Raw genomic sequence first — 18,673 nt, 5'->3', positions numbered from 1 at the left:
CATGGCTGTCAAAAAAGCACAGATGATGCCCACCTTCACATATGAAGGAGTTGACCGCAAAGGGGCTAAACTTAAAGGGGAAATTCCAGCTCGTAACATGGCTTTAGCTAAAGTCACTTTACGAAAACAAGGAATTACCATTAAATCCATTCGAGAGAAGAAAAAGAACATTCTTGAAAGTGTATTTAAAAAGAAAGTTTCCACTTTAGACATCACTATTTTCACTCGTCAGCTTGCTACGATGATGAAAGCTGGTGTTCCTTTAGTTCAAAGCTTTGAAATTGTGGCTGAAGGCTTAGACAATCCAGCTATGCGTGAAGTTGTTATTGGTATTAAAGGTGAAGTAGAAGGTGGTAACACCTTTGCGGGTGCTTTAAAAAAATATCCTCAATATTTCGATAAACTTTTTTGCTCACTGGTTGAATCTGGTGAACAATCAGGTGCGCTCGAGACCATGCTTGACCGTGTTGCCATATATAAAGAGAAAAGTGAGCTTTTAAAGCAAAAAATTAAAAAAGCCATGAAGTATCCAATTACTGTTGTCGTTGTAGCAATTATTGTGACCATTATCTTGATGGTCAAAGTTGTACCCGTTTTTGAAGAACTCTTTACCTCTTTTGGTGCAGATCTCCCTGCCTTTACAAAAATGGTTGTTAACATGTCTCAATGGATGCAAGCATATTGGTACATTCTAATTGCCGGCATTATCGGAACCGTCATTGCTTTTATAGAAACAAAAAAACGTAGCAAGCCATTTCGAGACTTTTTGGATAAAGCAGCTCTTAAAGCCCCTATTTTTGGTGATCTTGTTTATAAAGCAATTATTGCTCGCTACAGTCGTACATTAGCGACCACTTTTGCTGCGGGTGTACCTCTTATTGATGCGTTAGAGTCTACAGCAGGTGCCACAAATAATGTGGTTTATGAAGAAGCAGTAATGAAAATTCGTGATGATGTTTCTACAGGTCAACAACTGCAATTTGCTATGCGTGCAACCAATGTTTTTCCATCAATGGCTATTCAAATGGTTGCAATTGGTGAAGAATCGGGTGCACTTGATTCAATGCTAGAAAAAGTCGCAACTCACTATGAAAATGAAGTAGATAATGCGGTTGATGGTTTAACATCTATGATGGAACCTCTCATTATGGCTGTTCTTGGTGTACTTGTAGGTGGTCTTGTTATTGCCATGTATCTTCCAATTTTCCAAATGGGTTCTGTTGTTTAATGCAAGAATTAATCTCTTATTTTATTTCAAACCCAACTGCACTTTATATTGCAGTTGGGCTTTTTAGTTTATGTATTGGCAGTTTTTTAAATGTGGTGATTTACCGCACGCCAAAAATGATGGAGCAAGAATGGCGTACAGATTGCCAAATGCTTTTGCATCCTGATCAAGCCATTATTGATGAAACTAAAATTACATTAAGCAAACCTGATTCAACCTGCCCCAAATGCCAATCCTCTATCCGTTGGTATCAAAATATTCCTGTAATCAGTTGGTTAATTCTGAAAGGAAAATGTGGAAGTTGCCAAAATCCAATTAGCATTCGTTATCCTTTCATTGAACTACTTACAGCAATTGCCTCTCTCACTGTGGTTGCTGTATTTGGACCTACGCTTCAAATGCTTTTTGGCTTAGTTTTCACATGGGTCTTAATCACGCTTACTTTTATAGACTTTGATACGCAACTTCTACCTGATAGATATACGCTCACCCTAGCTGCATTTGGCTTAGCAATTAATAGCTTTGGCTTTTTCACTACGCCAATTTCTGCCATTTGGGGTTATGTTATCGGCTTTCTCTGCCTTTGGATTGTGTACTACATCTTTAAGTTAGTCACAGGTAAAGAAGGTATGGGGTATGGCGACTTTAAATTACTTGCAGCCTTAGGTGCATGGATGGGACCTCTTATGCTCCCACTCATTGTTCTACTTTCATCACTAGTAGGTGCTATTATTGGTATTATTTTGATGAAAGTCCGTAAAGAAAATCAGCCTTTTGCTTTTGGTCCTTATATTGCTATTGCAGGTTGGATTGTTTTTCTTTGGGGTGAACAAATCATGCAACTATATTTAGGTCAACTAGGTTAAGTATGTCTTTTATTTTGGGTTTAACAGGTGGTATTGGAAGTGGAAAATCGGCTGCAAGTCAGTGGTTTGAATCTCAAAATATTATCGTTGTAGATGCAGACATTGTAGCTCGTGAAGTTGTTATGCCTGGGCAATCTACGCTAACCCAAATTCAACAAACATTTGGAGATTGGGTTTTACTTGAAAATGGTGAACTCAATCGACGTGCGTTACGTGAACATATTTTTAAAGAACCAACCGCACGCAAAGCTTTAGAAAATATTACCCACCCTGCTATTCGTAACAGAATTATTACCCAATTAAATGCAGCTAAAAGCCCTTATGTTATTTTAGTTTCACCCTTATTATTTGAAACTAATCAACATGAATTAACAGACCATAATTTGCTTATCGATGCTTCTGAAGAATTACAAATTCAACGTGCATCACAACGTGATGGGCAAAATATCGATCAAATTAAAAATATTATTAAAGTACAAATGCCACGCACAGAAAAACAAAAACATGCCAATGATATTGTGCTCAATGATGGTCATTTAGAGCATTTGTATCAACAACTTATTCCCTTGCATGAAAAATATTTAGCACAATCAAAAAAGCAGTCTTAATTAGACTGCTTTTTTTGTTGTTCAAGCTGAGCTTCCAAACTATCTTTCCGACCAAACCATCGCCAAGGCTGTAAAGCTCCAATTGCCATACCAATTAACCCACAAATAATGGCTAAGCTTAACGGCTCACCCAATACTGGAACAGCAATCACCGCAGCAATAAAAGGCGCTAGTGTCACTATACTTCCTGTTTTAAACGCACCTAAGCGTTTAATTGCTTCAACATACGCAAGTGTTGCAATCATCACCACACATATACCATGAAACAAGGTTTGTAAAATAATATGGATGGGCTCTGGTTCCAATAGATGTTTCGGTAAAAACAAAAGATAGATGGGTAAATAAATAATTGCCGACCAAATTGCCACACCGGACATTGCATGCCATGCAGATAGTTTCCATTGACGCAAAAGAATAGAGAAAACACCCCACCACATTGCACTTAGCACAAAGAGTAAGTCGCCTAAGCCAAAAGCAACGCCCGTTTCTCTATACATGAGCAAACTCATGATACTAATGGAAGCAATCATAATAATGACACTAAGCCATGTATGTTTATCGAAAGCTTGTTTAAAAATGACGAATCCTGCAAGTGCAGTACACAAAGGAATAAAGCCATTTAAAAATATTGCAGCATGCGCCGCTGGCACATAATGAAATGCTGAATACGATGTTAAGCAATACCCCACACCACCAATCATTGCGAGAATAAAAGGCTCTTTTTTCCATAAAAAAGCTAAATCTTTTTTATAAATTAAAATGGGGACCAAAATCACAAAGGCTAAGGCGAAACGTAGTGCAGTAATGTCCCATGCCTCAATCCCCCATTTCACATTTAATCGAGATGTTAAAGTAAATCCACCCCAAATCACCATGCAAATGAGGACATATAAATAGCCTTGTGTTCTTGGTGTCATTTATTTTCAGCTTTTATAAACTAGACGTTACGTTGGCGACAAGCTTCATACAAAGCCATACCTGTTGCAACGCTCACATTCAAACTTTGTAAATTTCCCGCCATAGGAATATAAACTGTTTGATCACATTGAGACTGTGTAATTGGGCGTAAACCTGTATCTTCTGCACCCATTACAATACAAATGCCCGTACCTGTGAAATCAAATTTTTGAACAGGTAACGCTTTTTCATCAAGCATTGTGCCAACAACACGCACATTAAAATCATCTTTCATTTGACCCAAAGTACGCGCCAAATTTGTCACTTGAATGAACTTCACTTTGTCTGCACCACCTGCAGCAACTTTACGTGCTGTTGGTGTTAATGTTGCCGAACGATCACGCGGAGCAATCACCGCTTCTACACCCATAGCAGCCGCAGTACGAATACATGCGCCAAGATTATGCGGGTCTGTAATATGATCTAGCGCAAGTAAAAGTGCCTGAGGCTTTTCATTTAAAAGTGCTTCAAGATCTTTTTCATTTAAAGTTGGATGAGCACGAACAGCAGCAACAACACCTTGATGAAATGGTTGACCTGCAAGCTTTTCCAATTTATCTCGGCTTGCTTGCTGAACACTAATACCAAAAGGTTCTGCCAACTCTAAAACACGTTTTAAACGCTGATCATCACGCCCTTTTAAAGCGAATAACGTTAAAACTCGCTCTGGCTCAAGCTCTAACAATGACTCCACCGAGTGAACGCCATAAAAATATTCAGTTTTTGCCATGAACGACCTCTAACATTTGACTGAGAATACAAAAAGAAAAAATCCCGCAAAGCAGACTTTACAGGATTTATGCTGAAGCAATAGTTTAACCGATTTAGGTTAAAATTTCTTTGCTTGATTTTGGATTTAGTAATTAGCCACCCAAGTGGCAAACATAATCTACAACTTCATCTGCTTCAATTTTAAAGCGACTATTGCCAGGCACATAAAATGATTGTCCTGCGCGGAATAATTCACTTTCTTCGCTATCTGCAATGCGAACGCGGCATTCACCTGAAACGATTTCCATACGTTCAGGTACATGCGTTTCGAAGGTTAATTCTTGCTTACTTGGCAAAAGCACACCCAACGTTTTTTTTGTGCCATCTTCAAATTGAACGGTATGACTTACGCATAAACCATCAAAATAAACATTCGATTTTTTTACTACAGATACATGATCAAACTGAGCTGACATGCGTATTCTCCAAAAAACGCGTTTTATATTTTGAATTGATTTTATTAATTCAAATCAATCTCTTTTTTAGGTAAACCAATGTACTTCAAACTTAAGCTTAATTTATGCTTTTGTTTGCGCTCGTTCACCCCAATTTCATAAAATTTTAAATCAACTACACCATAAGTACAAATCACTTTTTGCACAATATCCACTAAAGTTTCAAATACCTTCTGTGGTAAAACAAGCAAAGTAATCATTATTCCACGTTTAAATTCTCTATTATGTATTTTGTTCAAATTTTCAAAAATAGATAAGACTGTGAAATTTATAATATCTTTACACAGAGATGTTTAAATCCTGTGAAAAAATATAATTTAAACAAACGATATAGCGTATATTCTAGTAATTCTCTTTTATTTTTAAAGATCTATATTCGTTCTAAGAAGTATTATTTTTAGTAGGATTTTAAGATAGAATTAATATGATCTTGTGACAAAAACAAAACTTGACGACTTTTTACTAAAACTTTCCGCAGCTTGGATGCGTTTATGCTGACACATTTAACTCTGATTAATTTTGCCTTAGCCGAACACTTAGCCATTGATATTGAAGAAGGTTTCAACGTCCTGACAGGTGAAACAGGTGCGGGTAAGTCATTATTGCTCGATGCTCTTTCGGCATGCCTTGGCGAAAGAACAGATACCAATTATGTGCGTTATGGTGCAGAAAAAGCAGATGTAACCGCAACATTCAGCTATACAGACGGCAGTGCAGAAGCACTTTGGTTAAAAGAACAAGAACTAGATGATGAATCAGGTGAAATACTTTTACGTCGTGTTATTTTTGCCACAGGTCGAAGTAAAGCATGGATTAATGGTCGACCAAGTAGCTTGTCTGAATTAAAAGAAGTAGGTCGATTATTAGTACAACTTTATAGCCAACATAGCCAGCAACAACTTTTAGAGCCACCGTATCCTAAGCATTGGTTAGACCGTTATAGTAATTTTTACGCCCCTGCTCAAGCTGTGCGAGATGCCTATAGCAAGTGGCAAAAAGATATACGTCAACATCAAGCAGCACTCGATGCTCAAGCAACACGCAAACAACGCATTGAAACGCTTGACCTTCAAATTGAAGAACTCGAAGAACTTGTTCAAGTGGATTACATCGAAATTGAACAAGAATTCGATCGTTTAAGTCACCATGAACACATCATGCAAGATTGTGGTTATGGTTTAACTGCTCTAGATGATGCTGAACAAAATATTAATCAAGAAATTGCATCTATTTTACGACGTTTAGAATCGCATTCAGGGCGTAGTGATAAATTATCAGAAATATATACATCTCTCTTAAATGCACAAAGTGAATTAGAAGATGCGACATCAAACCTACGCCATTTTATCGACAAACAAAGTTTCGATCCTGAGCGTATGGAAGAGCTCAACTCTAAACTTGAAGTTTTCCATCGTTTAGCACGTAAATATAGAACGCAGCCTGAAACACTAAAAGAAGAATATGATGCGTGGCAAACTGAATTAGAACAGCTTCATCAACTCGAAGATCCTGAAACTTTAGCCGAACAAGTTGAAGCATCGCATCAAGACTTTTTAGCCAAAGCACAACATTTAGATGATATTCGTCGTGAAGCATCACTTCCTTTAGCGAAACACTTAACCGAACAGGTTAAACAACTTGCACTTCCTGAAGCTCATTTTGAATTTAAATTTGAGCCTTTAGAACAGGTTTCAAGCGAAGGTTTAAGTTTTATTCAATTGCTCTTTACCGCTAATAAAGGCATACCACCTCAGCCTTTAGCTCGGGTTGCATCAGGTGGTGAATTGTCACGTATTGCTCTTGTTATGCAAGTCATGAATGCTGAAAAAACAGAGTCTGAAGTGTTAGTATTCGATGAAATTGATGTCGGTATTAGTGGTGGTACAGCTGAAATTGTTGGACGTTTACTTGCAGGTTTAGCACAACACGTGCAAATTTTATGTATTACACATCAAGCACAAGTTGCAGCACAATCTGATCAGCATTTACTTGTGAAAAAACGACAAACCGACCCAGCAAGTAGCACCATTCTAGACTTAGAAGAAAATGATCGAATTCTAGAGCTCGCTCGTATGACAGGTGGAATCGAAATTAATGAAACGACTTTGCAACATGCAAAACAGCTTCGTCAATTAAAGTTTCAATCTGCTTAATTCTGTTTCAATATCTTAAAAAATGATTTGTTGAAATATAAAAGCTCTTGTAACGTGTAAGTTAAATGAGTTTAAACAATAAAATAAGGAGAGCAACCTAGGTGCCGAAACAATATTTGATGCATCGCTGTCTTATTGCTCCACCCGATATGGATGATGAATTCTTTGCAAATACCGTCATCTATTTAGCTCGTCATGATGAAGAAGGTGCTCAAGGCATTATCATCAATCGCCCTTCAGGGCTTCAAATTAAAGAACTTTTAAATGATCTTGATATTGAAGCCGATAATGTAAATCCACACGAAGTTTTACAAGGGGGGCCTTTGCGCCCCGAAGCTGGCTTTGTTTTACATACAGGTCAACCGACTTGGCATTCTTCTATTGCCATTGGTGAAAATGTTTGTATTACTACTTCTAAAGATATTTTAGATGCAATTGCACACAATGAAGGTGTTGGTCGTTACCAAGTTGCGTTAGGCTATGCAAGTTGGGACAAAAACCAATTAGAGCAAGAAATTGCACGTGGTGATTGGCTCATTTGCGACTCCGATATGGATTTAATTTTTAACTTACCTTATGACGACCGTTGGGATGCTGCCTACAAAAAAATGGGCGTAGACCGTACATGGTTATCTTCCGAGATTGGTCATGCCTGATTTATCTGCGCCACACATGATTATGGCGTTCGACTTTGGTACTCAAAAAATGGGAATGGCCGTTGGTCAATCTCTTATTGAAAGTGCTAACCCCCTTGCTTTATTTCCAATGAAAGATGGTATTCCAAATTGGGATGAGCTTTTAAAAATTGTGAAACAGTATCAACCAACTCTCTTTTTAGTTGGCCTACCTTTGAATATGGATGATACTGAATCTGAACTTTCAACACGCGCACGTAAATTTGCACGTCGTTTACGCCATCAAACCAATATTGAAACATTAATGGTCGATGAACGTTTAACAACACGTGAAGCACGTGATGAACTCGATCATTATCAAGCACAAGGTCGTGGTAAAAAACTCTCTGCAGATAGTATCGCCGCTGCTTTATTTATTGAAAGTTGGTATCGCAATCCTGAAGGTTTAACACCTTAATATTAAATTTCATTCATAAAAAAAGCATCGTTATCGGATGCTTTTTTTATGTCTTACATAGATATTTGAAATGAACGCTTTTTATTTCTTATCTTCTAAAATGTGAACCGTCACAGTACGACCAGCAACAAATGCTAATTCATTTTTAGGAGTCTCATCTAAAACAATTTTCACAGGAACACGCTGTGCTAAACGTACCCAACTAAAAGTTGGATTCACATTTGCCAATAAACCTGTTGTTGAAGTTCTTTCTCTATCTTCAATACCTGAAGCTATTCCTTGAACATGTCCTTTTAGGGTATGAGAATCGCCCATTAATTGAATCGATGCTGGTGCACCCACATAAATTTTATTCAATTTAGTTTCTTCAAAATAACCGACTACATACAATTCTTCACGATCAAGCAAAGCTGCAACCGCTTGCCCTACTTTCACATAATTACCAGCTTTTAACTCAAAGTTAGATAATGTTCCGTCAGCAGGTGCTATAACTTCTGAGCGCTTCAAGTTTAATTGTGCTAAATGCAAATTACTTGTTGCCACTTCAATTAATGCTTTTTGTTGAACAATATTTGCTTTAGCTTGCTCAATAGATGCCTGCATTTGTTCATGTTCTGCATGAGATTGATCTCTTTGAGCAAACATTTGGTCTTGTTCTTGTTTTGAGATTGCACCATCCATTAAGTTTGCATAACGACTTGCATTTTTATCTGCTAAATTTCTATTGGCTTCAGATTTTACAACATTGGCTTTGGCTTGCAGTAACTCAGCTTCTGCCGATGCTAGACTCGCTTTAGCTTTTGCCAAATCAGATTTTGCTTGCTCAACATCAAGAGATTGGCGTGCAACATCTATTTTAAAAAGAACTTGCCCTTTTTTCACCGTTTGGTTGTCTTGTACTAAGACTTCAGTAATTAAACCCGAAACATCCGAAGATACTTGAATAACATCACCTCGAATACGTCCATCACGTGTCCATGGTTCTGCATTGTAATAATTCCAAATATGTGTAATTGCCAATATTGCAAAAATTGCAACAATCAACAAACCCACTGGTCGTATGATTTTACGCAAATCAAAAGATGCCATTTTCATTGTACCTCGTTCATTTCAAATATTGGTGTGCTTAAACAGAACACAGGATGAAACCCCAATGGATTAGCCATAGCAAAATAACGTAAAGACATAAATAAAAAACACTAGGTAAAGGTATCCAGCCTTTTGCTATTAAGGGGTCTATACCTAACATTACTAAGCGCAAAATGCCGTAAGCAAACACGCTTTGAATTAAAAGTATGGGTACATAAACGCCATATATATTGAGTTCACCCATATTTATGCTCCAACCAAATGTGCTTGTTCAGTTTCATCAAAAGTGGCATGACATAAACTGCTTTTAATATTGTTGAGTGAAATTTGTAACCGCTGAGAAATGTCCTTATTTTCTATATTTACAGCTTCACATTTTAATTTTTGAATGCTGTTTAATATTTCGTTTCTATAGTCATCTTCTGGTTGATGTAATTCTTTGGTACGGAAGTAATCATCTAAATTAGACTGCAATTCTGCCAAACTTCGACAAATTTCAGGCTCTGAATCCAGCTTGTTCATGAGCTCTTGAAGACGCGTTAAATCAATGACTGCACTCGATTCAATAAGCGCTAAATTAATATTTTTCTTTAGCAAGTCAGATTGCACCACTTTTGTATTTAAAATACCTATACGATCTAACATCCCACGTAAGTGAATTCGGAAGTTCACCCCATACGGAATATATAAAGCTTGCCTAATGTCCTTGTAATGCAATGCCAAAATACGTTGTGCCGTAATATCTGGCGACATAGCCCGAACCAAATGAATCACATAAACAGAAATAATTGGACCAAGTACCGTACCAATGGAAGCATCAAAAAAGAAAATCTGATCTAGAACATAACGATTTTGCAGATTAAGCCCCATAATCGTTCCCATCAAAACAGGTAAAGCCAAGCCTGTTAATGGTGGATGCGGAAACATCATTAAGCAATAAATCACAAATGGAGCAAGAACCAGACCTAATTGCCAAAATTCTGTTACGTGCGGAAAAATACCGTAGGCATAAATAAAAACAAAAACACCTGCATAAATATTGCCACGAATAAACATTTTTAAGGCCGGTACAGGGTTATCCATGGATGTCAAAATACATGCGCTAATCGCTGCCATTTCAGCAAGCATAAATGCTGCCTTCCAACCACTAATAATCCAAAAACCTGTAGCAATAAGGACAATTAAAAATGCTGAAATACCACCTCGAACCGCCATACCATGATCTCGATGTAGGCTTGGATAGTTTGTGGTAAGTGGTGCAACACTTTCGGGTAAAGATGCATCCCCTTTTTGTATACGTTGCCAAATTAATTTAATTGCACGGACATTTTGAATAAAATGGCGAATATCCATTTTAAAACTTTGAATAACCACTTGTTGGGATGATGTTGCAACAGCCGATATATTTGCAAAATCTTGCTCAAAGCTTGCAGGTAAGGTGTTTAACTCACTCTCTGGAAAATCGCCACTCGCTTCCAAAAAGTCAACTATATGCTTTCTCGCAAGCTCTAACTGTGGTCTATAATTTGTATCAATTTCATCTAATTGTTTAATTCGTTCTGCCATTGCAACTAAGTTACTCACCAACATACTAAGCTGATGCAATAACTCTTGTAAGGGTTTGGTCATTCCCTTTAATGTCGATTTTTCATACGTCAAATGCACCGCCATAACATGAATATCGGCAATATCACGTGCAATATGGCTCAGCGCTGTACTGTAATTTTCTAATTCTTTTTCATCTATTAATATTTTTTCAAAAAGTTGTTTTGTATCTAAAAGCGCTTTCGACACACGAGTTTTTACAGCAGGTCCAATATGCATTGGAAAAATAGTCGTTGTCACAATCGCACTACATACTACACCAACGGTAATCTCTAAGAACCGCCCCACAGCCATATCAAATACAGAACTGGTATCGATGTTATAAATAATATTGTAGCTAATAATAACGGTCGTATAGCCTGCCAACATACATACATAGCTACGTGGGGTTCGATCTAAAAGTGAAATATAGAGACAAAAACCAACCCAAAAGGCTAAAAAGAAAGTAAATAACCACGGAGTATTAATTAGAATAGGCGTAACAACAACTGCAACAACAGCACCTAATAAAGTACCTAAAACACGATAAAGACTTTTAGAGGAAGTCATACCCGAATATGGATTGGCAATAACAAATACCGTACCAATAGCCCAAATGGGATATGCCAAATTCAAAGAAAATGCTACGTAAAGTGAAAGCATGCCTGCTAAAAACGTTTTTATCGCAAAAATCCAGTCCATCTTATTTGGACGAAATGCGATTAACTGTTTTGTAAGCAACATAGATTTTCTCTAAACATAGTGGGAATTGCTTCTTTAGAGATCACTTCAACGCACCATATATAAATACATAGTGTTCAACCATCTTGGTAAAACCAAAGGCTTTAAAATTATTTGAAGATAAGAAGCAACTAAATCACATTAAAAATTGAATTAGAACTAAATAGAATTTATTAAATCAAAACAATCTGATTACTTATTCATCATTAGATATTTTCGTTTGAATTTTTTCAAATATAAGTATTTTTGTCAAGATAAATATCTTATTGCGATAATATGTACTATTTTCTACTTTCTTTTATCTTATAAATTGAAATGATTTCTTATACTTGAATTTATTTCAAATAACTAAATTTGTTCAACTTATAAAAGCAATACTTGTTCACTATATTTTTGTTATATAGTAACCCTTGTTCAGATAACCTCTTATTTCAACCAAGCAGGCAACTATGGCGCTTTCTAGTTTCGGTAAAATTCTTACAGTTTTAGATCTATTTTCATTATCTCGCCCTATCATTAATGTAGATATCATTAGTGAAGAACTGGGCTTATCTAAACCAACAAGTTATCGTTACTTAAAAGAACTCGTATCTACAGAATTATTGCAAAGACTCAGTGGTACATCGGGCGACTACACCTTAGGTTCAAAGATTGCCGTACTTGACTATATTTCTCGTACCACAGATCCCTTAATACAAATTAGCATGCCTTTTATGCGGGAAATTGTAGAAAGAACTGAATTTTCATGCTTATTAACACATCTCAACCATGACTCATGTATCGATTTACATGATGAAATTTTTAAAAATACGATGTTTTTATCTTATGGTCGTGGCTGTCCTCGCCCTGTTTATATGGGTTCCTCTGCAAAAGTGATGATTGCACATTTACCTAAACAAGCAATTTTAGATTACTACCAACGCTTTTCTAAAGAACTAGCTCAGGTTGATTTTGCACATGATCAAGAAAGCTTTTTAAATAAGATGAAAAAAATTAAGAAACAAGGTTACTACTTCTCAAACGGTGAAGTTGACCCCAACATTTCAGGTGTTTCTGTTCCTGTTAAATTTTCAAGTAAAGAGCCACCTCTTGCTTTGACATTATTAGCTTCAAAAAATCGTTTTGAGTTTGTGAATATTGAAAAACTTATTACAATTTTGCAGGAAAATGCCGCGTTAATTGAAAAAAAATTCGCAAGCTTGACCAATACATCTGAAACTCAAAGACTATAAATAAACGATTTAAACTTTAAAAAAGCCCACATTTAAGTGGGCTTTTTGATGACATCTATTTTTTAGGATAAAAATATCGAAAAGTTAAATTAACTCTAGGTTCTAATATTCTAGTCGACTTAATTAGAGCATGTTTCCAGTAATGTTGCGTTTGCCCACGCATCACAATAAGCTGCCCACTCTGTAACAATATATCTGCTTTATGCTCTTTAAATTTATGCTTAAAACTAAACTTACGTGTTGCTCCAAAACTCAAAGATGCAATAACTGTTTCTTCTGCTGTTTTAGGTGATAAAGACTCTTCATTATCACTATGCCAACTCATACCTTGCATACCATTTTCATATAAATTTGCCAAACAAGAATTAAAAGAATGCCCGACCAGTGTTTCAATATGTTGTTTCAACCGAAATAATCCAGCATTCCAAATCAATGCTTGTTTTAAAGTCCCCGAATAATGATATTGGAAATCTTCATCTCCATACCAAGCAACTTTACGATCTGTCTTGAAATATTGATCATGCAAATAAACTTCATCATGTTGCCAAGCTAAATGCTGTAAAAAGTATTGTAGATATTTTTCACTTTGCTCCGTATTTACAACCAAACCAAAATCTCTCACCACGCCATCGCAAGGTAAAATATTATCTTGTTGTTCAGGTTCAAATAATTCAAAGTTCATAATTATGTTATTTCAAATTGTTTTTATTGAGCTTAACTTATCCATTCTTCATAAATCAAAATATCATCGTAATTTGTTGAAAATCTCATTTATCAATAAATACAACAATAAAAAAGCTCCCATAATCGGAGCTTTTTTTGTATATAACATAGCAATTAAGGTTGTTTCAAATACGGCCACGCAGCTTTTAAATAAATAAACATTGACCATAAAGTTAATACTACAGCAGTATATAACAAGGCATAAGCTAACATTTCTAAAGGCGGCCAGTTCAGTAGAAATACTGAAATTGCAATCATTTGAAATGCAGTTTTATATTTACCAACAGTCGATACCGCAACATTTGTACGTGCACCAAGTTCTGCCATCCATTCACGTAATGCAGATACTGTAATTTCACGTGAAATAATCACAATTGCAGCAAATGCCATAGAAATAGACGGTTGCCATTGCACAAGAACAATTAAAGCAGCTGCCACCATTAATTTATCTGCAACAGGATCTAAAAAACGACCAAATGCAGAAGTCTGATTTAAGGTTCTCGCTAAATAGCCATCAAACCAATCAGTTACCGCAGCAACAACAAAAATAGCAGTAAGAATTAAGTGACGAGTCATACCACCGACATGCTCATTTACACCTATTGCAGGTGGCCAATACGCCACCAATAAAAATACAGGTATTAGAGCAATACGCGCTAAAGTTAATATATTTGGAATATTTAGGATTCGACCTGTGGTCATAGATACCGCCAATTTTTCCTCTTTATATGAATTTTCATTCACATAAATGTTAAGGTTTTATCCATTGTTAATAGCGCTCACTTTATACGAAATCACCAACAGTGTCACGAAGAAAACTTTTTCAAGCCACCTCCGTTTAATGCTCTACTCATGCAAAATTTTATAAATTGTGCGTGCCATGACACCCCCTAACCCTGGGACTAAAGTCAGCTCTTTTTCGGATGCTTTCAATACCCCTTGAATTCCGCCAAAATGCGTAAGTAAATCACGACGACGCTTTGGTCCAAGCCCTGGAATTACTTCAAGTATAGATGAACCACGCTTTTTATCTCGTTTGGCTCTGTGCTTAGTAATTGCAAAACGATGGGCTTCATCTCGAACTTGTTGAATTAAATGAAGTGCCTTGTGATCTTCAGGCAATTGAATTTTTTCACCATCAGTAAAGTGTAAAGTTTCCAATCCAGGTTTACGCCCTTCTCCCTTAGACACACCCACCATAAATGCATCTAAGCCTAAGTCCTGCATCACCTCCATTGCCATATGCAACTGCCCTTTACCACCATCAATCAGTAGTAAATCAGGCAACATCGCCTTTTTATAACGACGTGTTAAAGCTTGCCGCATTGCTGCATAATCATCGCCTTCGGTAATATCATTAATTGAAAATTGACGATAATCTCGTTTTCGAGCACCACCACTATCAAATACTACACAAGATGCAATTGTCGCTTCACCCATCGTATGTGAAATATCAAAGCATTCTATGCTGTCGATAGGTCTACCTAGCACTTGTTCAAGCTGATGAAAACGTTCATTTAATTCAAAGTGATTCGCAAGTTTTCCTTTAATTGCGTGCTGCACATTCATTTCCGCAAGCTCAAGCCACTCCGCACGTGTTTCACGTACATTGTGCTTAATATGAACTTTCTTTTCGAAATGTTGATGAAATGCATCTTCAAGTTCTTTTCTATCTGGAACTTCGGTATTTACAATAAGTTCCGCAGGAACTTCATCCGCAACTTGGAAATAAAAGTTCGCTAAAAAGTCAGAGAGCATTTGCCCTAAATCATCACCTTGCATATCTGGGAAATAGCTTTTTCCACCTAGCATTTTACCATTACGTACATGCATAATTTGCACACAGGTTACCCCTGCATGATAAGCAATGGCAATAATATCTGCCTCGCCCTTTACTTTATAAATGGCTTGTTGTGCCTGTACATCACGAAGTAGCGCCATACGATCACGGTAAAAAACAGCTTTTTCAAATTCCAATGCTTCTGCTGCGGCTTCCATTTTTGTAATGAGTTCTTGGTTTAACTCTTTAGTATCACCTTGTAAAAAGCGAATCGAATTATTAATATCATCTTGATAAGCTTCTGGAGAAATAAGCCCCACACATGGCGCAGAACAACGCTTAATTTGATACTGCAAACACGGTCGTTTACGCTGTGAAAAATAGCTATTTTCACATTGGCGAACATTAAATAGTTTTTGTAAAACAACCAATGTATCTCGTGCATTATAAGCACTCGGATAAGGTCCAAAAAACTTTCCAACTTGATGCTTACCCTTCCCTCGACCACTTGCAATTCTTGGATATGGCTTATCTGCCGAAATAAAAATATAGATGTATGACTTGTCATCTCGCAACATAATATTGTATGACGGACGATGTAGTTTAATAAGGTTTTGTTCAAGCAATAAGGCTTCAGTTTCAGAGCGAACTATTAGCGTTTCAATATCATAAATACGAGCGACTAAGGCTTGAGTTTTCGGATGCTCTATTGTTTTGACAAAATAACTTGCTACACGATTTTTTAAATTCTTGGCTTTTCCGACATATAGCAACTCGCCATCTTTACCGAGCATACGGTAAACACCAGGCAAACTTGTCATATTCGCTAGAATTTTTTCAATATTTTCTCGTGCGTTTTCGTTCACTCTGCGCCTTAATTTCTATCTAATTTTCGACAATATGATGTGATGATTTTCATCTATTTTTCAAGTAACTTCTTTTTAATACAAACATAAGTATCTTAAACAATAAAAAAGAGACCTATAAAATCTCTTTTTTAATATGAAGCATCAAATGACATAAATTAACTTTGTAGACTTAAACCTAAAGCTGTTAAAAATGCTGTTTTGGCTTTAGGAGATACCAATACAAATTTTGATTTTCCATCTTTTATATAATCGACTTTCAAGCGATCTAACGATAATGCAGGTGATGCAACCGAATTATTTGTTACCGAAATACTCTGAATATCTGATTTCTTAATTTTCCATTTTAAAAACATACTATGAATAATTAAATATTCTTCATCTACAACATAGCGTGTATTAAATATTGGCCACCATAAAATAACTACAGTTAGCATATAAGTGACCGCATGAACTGGATAAGCCGAAATATTTCCTTTGGCATACATAGTAACTAATAACTGAACAATTAAACCAGTCATACAAATAACAAAAGCCAATACCCACCATTCTTTTTTTGATCTAAATTTTTGCATATATTTCCCCCTAATTACATTTCATTCTAATGCAAATTCAGGATTTAAACACACCCACCTATATACTTAATCGTAAACAATATTCAGTAATGCTTTTGCTTCTACATTTCCCGCTGTAACTTGATTGGCTGTTCGTGCGTAATTTACTTTTAGCTGATGTGAAATAACTTGGCTCGTTCCAATATTCGAAAATGTCCATTTATTCAATGCTTTTGATTCATTTGGGTCTAAATTAATGATATTGCCCACCGTGTTTCTTAAACGTACACCAACACCAGTCGCAAAACCTACACCTTCTTTATTTCTTAAAATACTGGTTGAATTTATTGGGTATAAACCATCTGTAATATAAGCTTTAATTTCTCGGTTTTTTCCATCTTGTAAATAAGGGCAATCAATTGTTAAATCTAAATTTTTTGGAGTTAGAGTTGAATCTTGACCCACAGCGGGTAAATAACGCATAGAAACATTTTCTAATGCAACAGAATATGTACTAGACCTTAAACTGCATGTGTATTCAACAAGAGTAATATTACCAGAGCTAACTGTATAATATATTGTAAACCGTGCTACATTTAGATCATTACCTGAAGTATCCGTTAAGTAAAGTTCTGCAATAGGCTGTGAAGTTATTGTTATAAAATCCTGTGATGAGTAACCCTTTTTTAAGTACGTTGTTACTTCAATTTTAATTCCATTTGTTGGTCCTGCATAATTAATCACATTATAAGGTATTGTACTAATATTAGCCAAAGCCCCACCTGTATCTGCTACTCTTACAGCAACAGCCAAGTTGGGGTTATTTGGTAATTGATAAGCATTTTGACCAGTAGGAACACTCACTGGTGTAGATAAAGTCATTCTAGCTTTTAATATTCTTCGATCATTAGTGCAACTGTAAATAGCTGCATAACGGCTTTGTTGCACAAACCTAGCATGGAAGGCTTATTCAGCAATATAATTTCAAAATGAATAAACCTGCCCCTAAAATCTATCGTACAACCAATTGGTCATCCTATAATCGAGCCTTAATCAACCGGGGTAATATTTCCATTTGGTTTGATCCAAAGACCCAGTGGTATGCACAATCACAAGGCAAGCAAGGTCGAAATCAGACCTACTCCGATACAGCGATTCAATGCTGCTTAATGATCAAATCTCTATTTCGACTCTCTTTACGTATGGTCACAGGTTTTGTTCAAAGTCTGATTAAACTCTCTGGATTAGATTGGACAGCGCCGGATTACACTACGCTTTGCAGAAGACAAAAACATATTGATATTGCGATTAGCTATGAAAAAAGTAGTGATGGTCTGCATCTACTCGTAGACTCTACTGGTTTGAAGTTTCTAGGTGAAGGTGAATGGAAATGCAAGAAACATGGGGCTGAATATCGTCGTCAATGGCGTAAGCTGCATATTGCTATAGATGCTAAAACTCTTCAAATACGTGCTGTACAGCTCACTACAAATGATGTTGGTGATTCTCAAGTACTTGAAGATTTACTTTCTCAAATTCCCTTGGATGAGAAAATTGATTCTGTTTATACAGATGGTGCTTATGACACAAAGCATTGCCGACAAGTCATTTTAGATCGAGATGCACATGCGATCATTCCACCGAGGAAAAATGCAAAGCCTTGGAAAGATCAGCAAGCGAGGTCTATCGAGCGGAACGAGTTATTAAAGACAGTCAAACGTCTAGGTAGATCGCTTTGGAAAAAGTGGTCTGGTTATCACCGTCGGAGTTTGGTTGAAACGAAGATGCATTGCATCAAATTATTAGGCGATAAATTAACAGCAAGGAGTTTTCCTAGTCAGGTGAATGAGATCCACGCACGCATGGCAGTCTTGAATAAATTCACAGAATTAGGTCGTCCTCATACCCAAGTTGTCTCTTAAATTTGGCTCACCTAGGGGAGCTCAGCCTTTCAAGCCTTTATGCAACAAAGCC

At 36.5% G+C, this 18,673-nt stretch carries 20 protein-coding genes; 8 read left to right on the top strand and 12 right to left on the bottom strand.

The window, feature by feature from the left end; genetic code table 11:
* The first annotated feature begins 1 nt into the window (after position 1).
* The 3 genes from AC5YDH_RS00100 to coaE are packed head-to-tail and all read left to right on the top strand — an operon-like array spanning position 2 to position 2,702.
* Complete coding sequence (locus AC5YDH_RS00100; RefSeq protein WP_496116201.1) at positions 2 to 1,228, top strand: type II secretion system F family protein; 1,227 nt, start codon at positions 2 to 4, stop codon at positions 1,226 to 1,228.
* Positions 1,228 to 2,094, top strand: a complete 867-nt coding sequence (locus AC5YDH_RS00095) for a prepilin peptidase (protein WP_496116200.1) — start codon at positions 1,228 to 1,230, stop codon at positions 2,092 to 2,094. The genes AC5YDH_RS00100 and AC5YDH_RS00095 overlap by 1 nt, the downstream gene beginning before the upstream one ends.
* Before the next feature lie 2 nt (positions 2,095 to 2,096).
* Positions 2,097 to 2,702 (top strand): dephospho-CoA kinase, encoded by a 606-nt coding sequence (gene coaE, locus AC5YDH_RS00090; protein ID WP_496116199.1) that lies wholly within the window; start codon positions 2,097 to 2,099, stop codon positions 2,700 to 2,702.
* On the opposite strand, the gene AC5YDH_RS00085 is transcribed toward coaE, so the two are convergent.
* The 4 genes from AC5YDH_RS00085 to AC5YDH_RS00070 all read right to left on the bottom strand — a co-directional run bounded on the left by AC5YDH_RS00085 (position 2,699) and on the right by AC5YDH_RS00070 (position 5,085).
* Complete coding sequence (locus AC5YDH_RS00085; RefSeq protein ID WP_496116198.1) at positions 2,699 to 3,619, bottom strand: DMT family transporter; 921 nt, start codon at positions 3,617 to 3,619, stop codon at positions 2,699 to 2,701. The two genes, coaE and AC5YDH_RS00085, sit on opposite strands and share 4 nt — an antisense overlap.
* A 20-nt stretch (positions 3,620 to 3,639) precedes the next feature.
* The gene (gene rlmB, locus AC5YDH_RS00080) at positions 3,640 to 4,389 is read right to left on the bottom strand and encodes a 23S rRNA (guanosine(2251)-2'-O)-methyltransferase RlmB (RefSeq protein WP_496116197.1); all 750 of its coding nucleotides are present in this window, start codon (positions 4,387 to 4,389) and stop codon (positions 3,640 to 3,642) included.
* Between the two features lie 133 nt (positions 4,390 to 4,522).
* Positions 4,523 to 4,846 (bottom strand): pyrimidine/purine nucleoside phosphorylase, encoded by a 324-nt coding sequence (gene ppnP / locus AC5YDH_RS00075; protein WP_154772002.1) that lies wholly within the window; start codon positions 4,844 to 4,846, stop codon positions 4,523 to 4,525.
* A gap of 44 nt (positions 4,847 to 4,890) precedes the next feature.
* A complete protein-coding gene (locus AC5YDH_RS00070) occupies positions 4,891 to 5,085 on the bottom strand; it encodes a hypothetical protein (RefSeq protein WP_496116196.1) in 195 nt (64 codons plus the stop codon).
* Positions 5,086 to 5,376: 291 nt separating this feature from the next.
* On the opposite strand from AC5YDH_RS00070, the gene recN reads away from it, so the two are divergent.
* From recN to ruvX, 3 genes are all read left to right on the top strand, one after another.
* The gene (gene recN / locus AC5YDH_RS00065; RefSeq protein ID WP_496116195.1) at positions 5,377 to 7,038 is read left to right on the top strand and encodes a DNA repair protein RecN; all 1,662 of its coding nucleotides are present in this window, start codon (positions 5,377 to 5,379) and stop codon (positions 7,036 to 7,038) included.
* 101 nt (positions 7,039 to 7,139) lie between these two features.
* Positions 7,140 to 7,694 carry a YqgE/AlgH family protein gene (locus AC5YDH_RS00060; RefSeq protein WP_496116194.1) on the top strand — a complete coding sequence of 185 codons (555 nt, stop codon included), beginning with the start codon at positions 7,140 to 7,142 and terminating at the stop codon, positions 7,692 to 7,694.
* Positions 7,687 to 8,130, top strand: coding sequence for a Holliday junction resolvase RuvX (ruvX, locus tag AC5YDH_RS00055; protein ID WP_496116193.1), 444 nt, complete (start codon positions 7,687 to 7,689; stop codon positions 8,128 to 8,130). The genes AC5YDH_RS00060 and ruvX overlap by 8 nt, the downstream gene beginning before the upstream one ends.
* Before the next feature lie 81 nt (positions 8,131 to 8,211).
* Here ruvX and AC5YDH_RS00050 read toward each other — a convergent pair whose 3' ends face one another.
* Genes AC5YDH_RS00050 through AC5YDH_RS00040 form a run of 3 tightly spaced genes read right to left on the bottom strand, consistent with a single transcriptional unit; the run spans position 8,212 to position 11,547 of the window.
* Entirely contained in the window at positions 8,212 to 9,219 is a 1,008-nt protein-coding gene (locus AC5YDH_RS00050; protein WP_496116192.1) for an HlyD family secretion protein, read from the bottom strand.
* Positions 9,220 to 9,256: 37 nt separating this feature from the next.
* Positions 9,257 to 9,463: a DUF1656 domain-containing protein gene (locus AC5YDH_RS00045; protein WP_496116191.1), complete on the bottom strand. Its 207-nt coding sequence runs from the start codon at positions 9,461 to 9,463 to the stop codon at positions 9,257 to 9,259.
* Positions 9,464 to 9,465: 2 nt separating this feature from the next.
* Positions 9,466 to 11,547 (bottom strand): FUSC family protein, encoded by a 2,082-nt coding sequence (locus tag AC5YDH_RS00040; protein WP_496116190.1) that lies wholly within the window; start codon positions 11,545 to 11,547, stop codon positions 9,466 to 9,468.
* 446 nt (positions 11,548 to 11,993) lie between these two features.
* Between AC5YDH_RS00040 and AC5YDH_RS00035 the strand changes: the two genes are divergently transcribed.
* Positions 11,994 to 12,776, top strand: a complete 783-nt coding sequence (locus tag AC5YDH_RS00035; RefSeq protein WP_496116189.1) for an IclR family transcriptional regulator — start codon at positions 11,994 to 11,996, stop codon at positions 12,774 to 12,776.
* A gap of 55 nt (positions 12,777 to 12,831) precedes the next feature.
* Here AC5YDH_RS00035 and AC5YDH_RS00030 read toward each other — a convergent pair whose 3' ends face one another.
* The 5 genes from AC5YDH_RS00030 to AC5YDH_RS00010 all read right to left on the bottom strand — a co-directional run bounded on the left by AC5YDH_RS00030 (position 12,832) and on the right by AC5YDH_RS00010 (position 17,581).
* Positions 12,832 to 13,458 (bottom strand): alpha-ketoglutarate-dependent dioxygenase AlkB family protein, encoded by a 627-nt coding sequence (locus AC5YDH_RS00030; protein ID WP_496116188.1) that lies wholly within the window; start codon positions 13,456 to 13,458, stop codon positions 12,832 to 12,834.
* Between the two features lie 155 nt (positions 13,459 to 13,613).
* Positions 13,614 to 14,201 (bottom strand): CDP-diacylglycerol--glycerol-3-phosphate 3-phosphatidyltransferase, encoded by a 588-nt coding sequence (pgsA, locus tag AC5YDH_RS00025; protein WP_496116187.1) that lies wholly within the window; start codon positions 14,199 to 14,201, stop codon positions 13,614 to 13,616.
* A 144-nt stretch (positions 14,202 to 14,345) separates the two neighbouring features.
* Complete coding sequence (gene uvrC / locus AC5YDH_RS00020; protein WP_496116186.1) at positions 14,346 to 16,145, bottom strand: excinuclease ABC subunit UvrC; 1,800 nt, start codon at positions 16,143 to 16,145, stop codon at positions 14,346 to 14,348.
* Between the two features lie 158 nt (positions 16,146 to 16,303).
* Positions 16,304 to 16,720 (bottom strand): PH domain-containing protein, encoded by a 417-nt coding sequence (locus AC5YDH_RS00015; RefSeq protein ID WP_496116185.1) that lies wholly within the window; start codon positions 16,718 to 16,720, stop codon positions 16,304 to 16,306.
* A gap of 66 nt (positions 16,721 to 16,786) precedes the next feature.
* A complete protein-coding gene (locus AC5YDH_RS00010; RefSeq protein WP_496116184.1) occupies positions 16,787 to 17,581 on the bottom strand; it encodes a fimbrial protein in 795 nt (264 codons plus the stop codon).
* Between the two features lie 107 nt (positions 17,582 to 17,688).
* Between AC5YDH_RS00010 and AC5YDH_RS00005 the strand changes: the two genes are divergently transcribed.
* Positions 17,689 to 18,621, top strand: a complete 933-nt coding sequence (locus AC5YDH_RS00005; RefSeq protein ID WP_496116183.1) for an IS5 family transposase — start codon at positions 17,689 to 17,691, stop codon at positions 18,619 to 18,621.
* Positions 18,622 to 18,673 lie beyond the last annotated feature (52 nt).

The organism is Acinetobacter sp. FY683, assembly GCF_059515885.1.
Note: the sequence above shows the minus strand (reverse complement) of the source record. Positions and strands in the feature narration are given on the sequence as shown.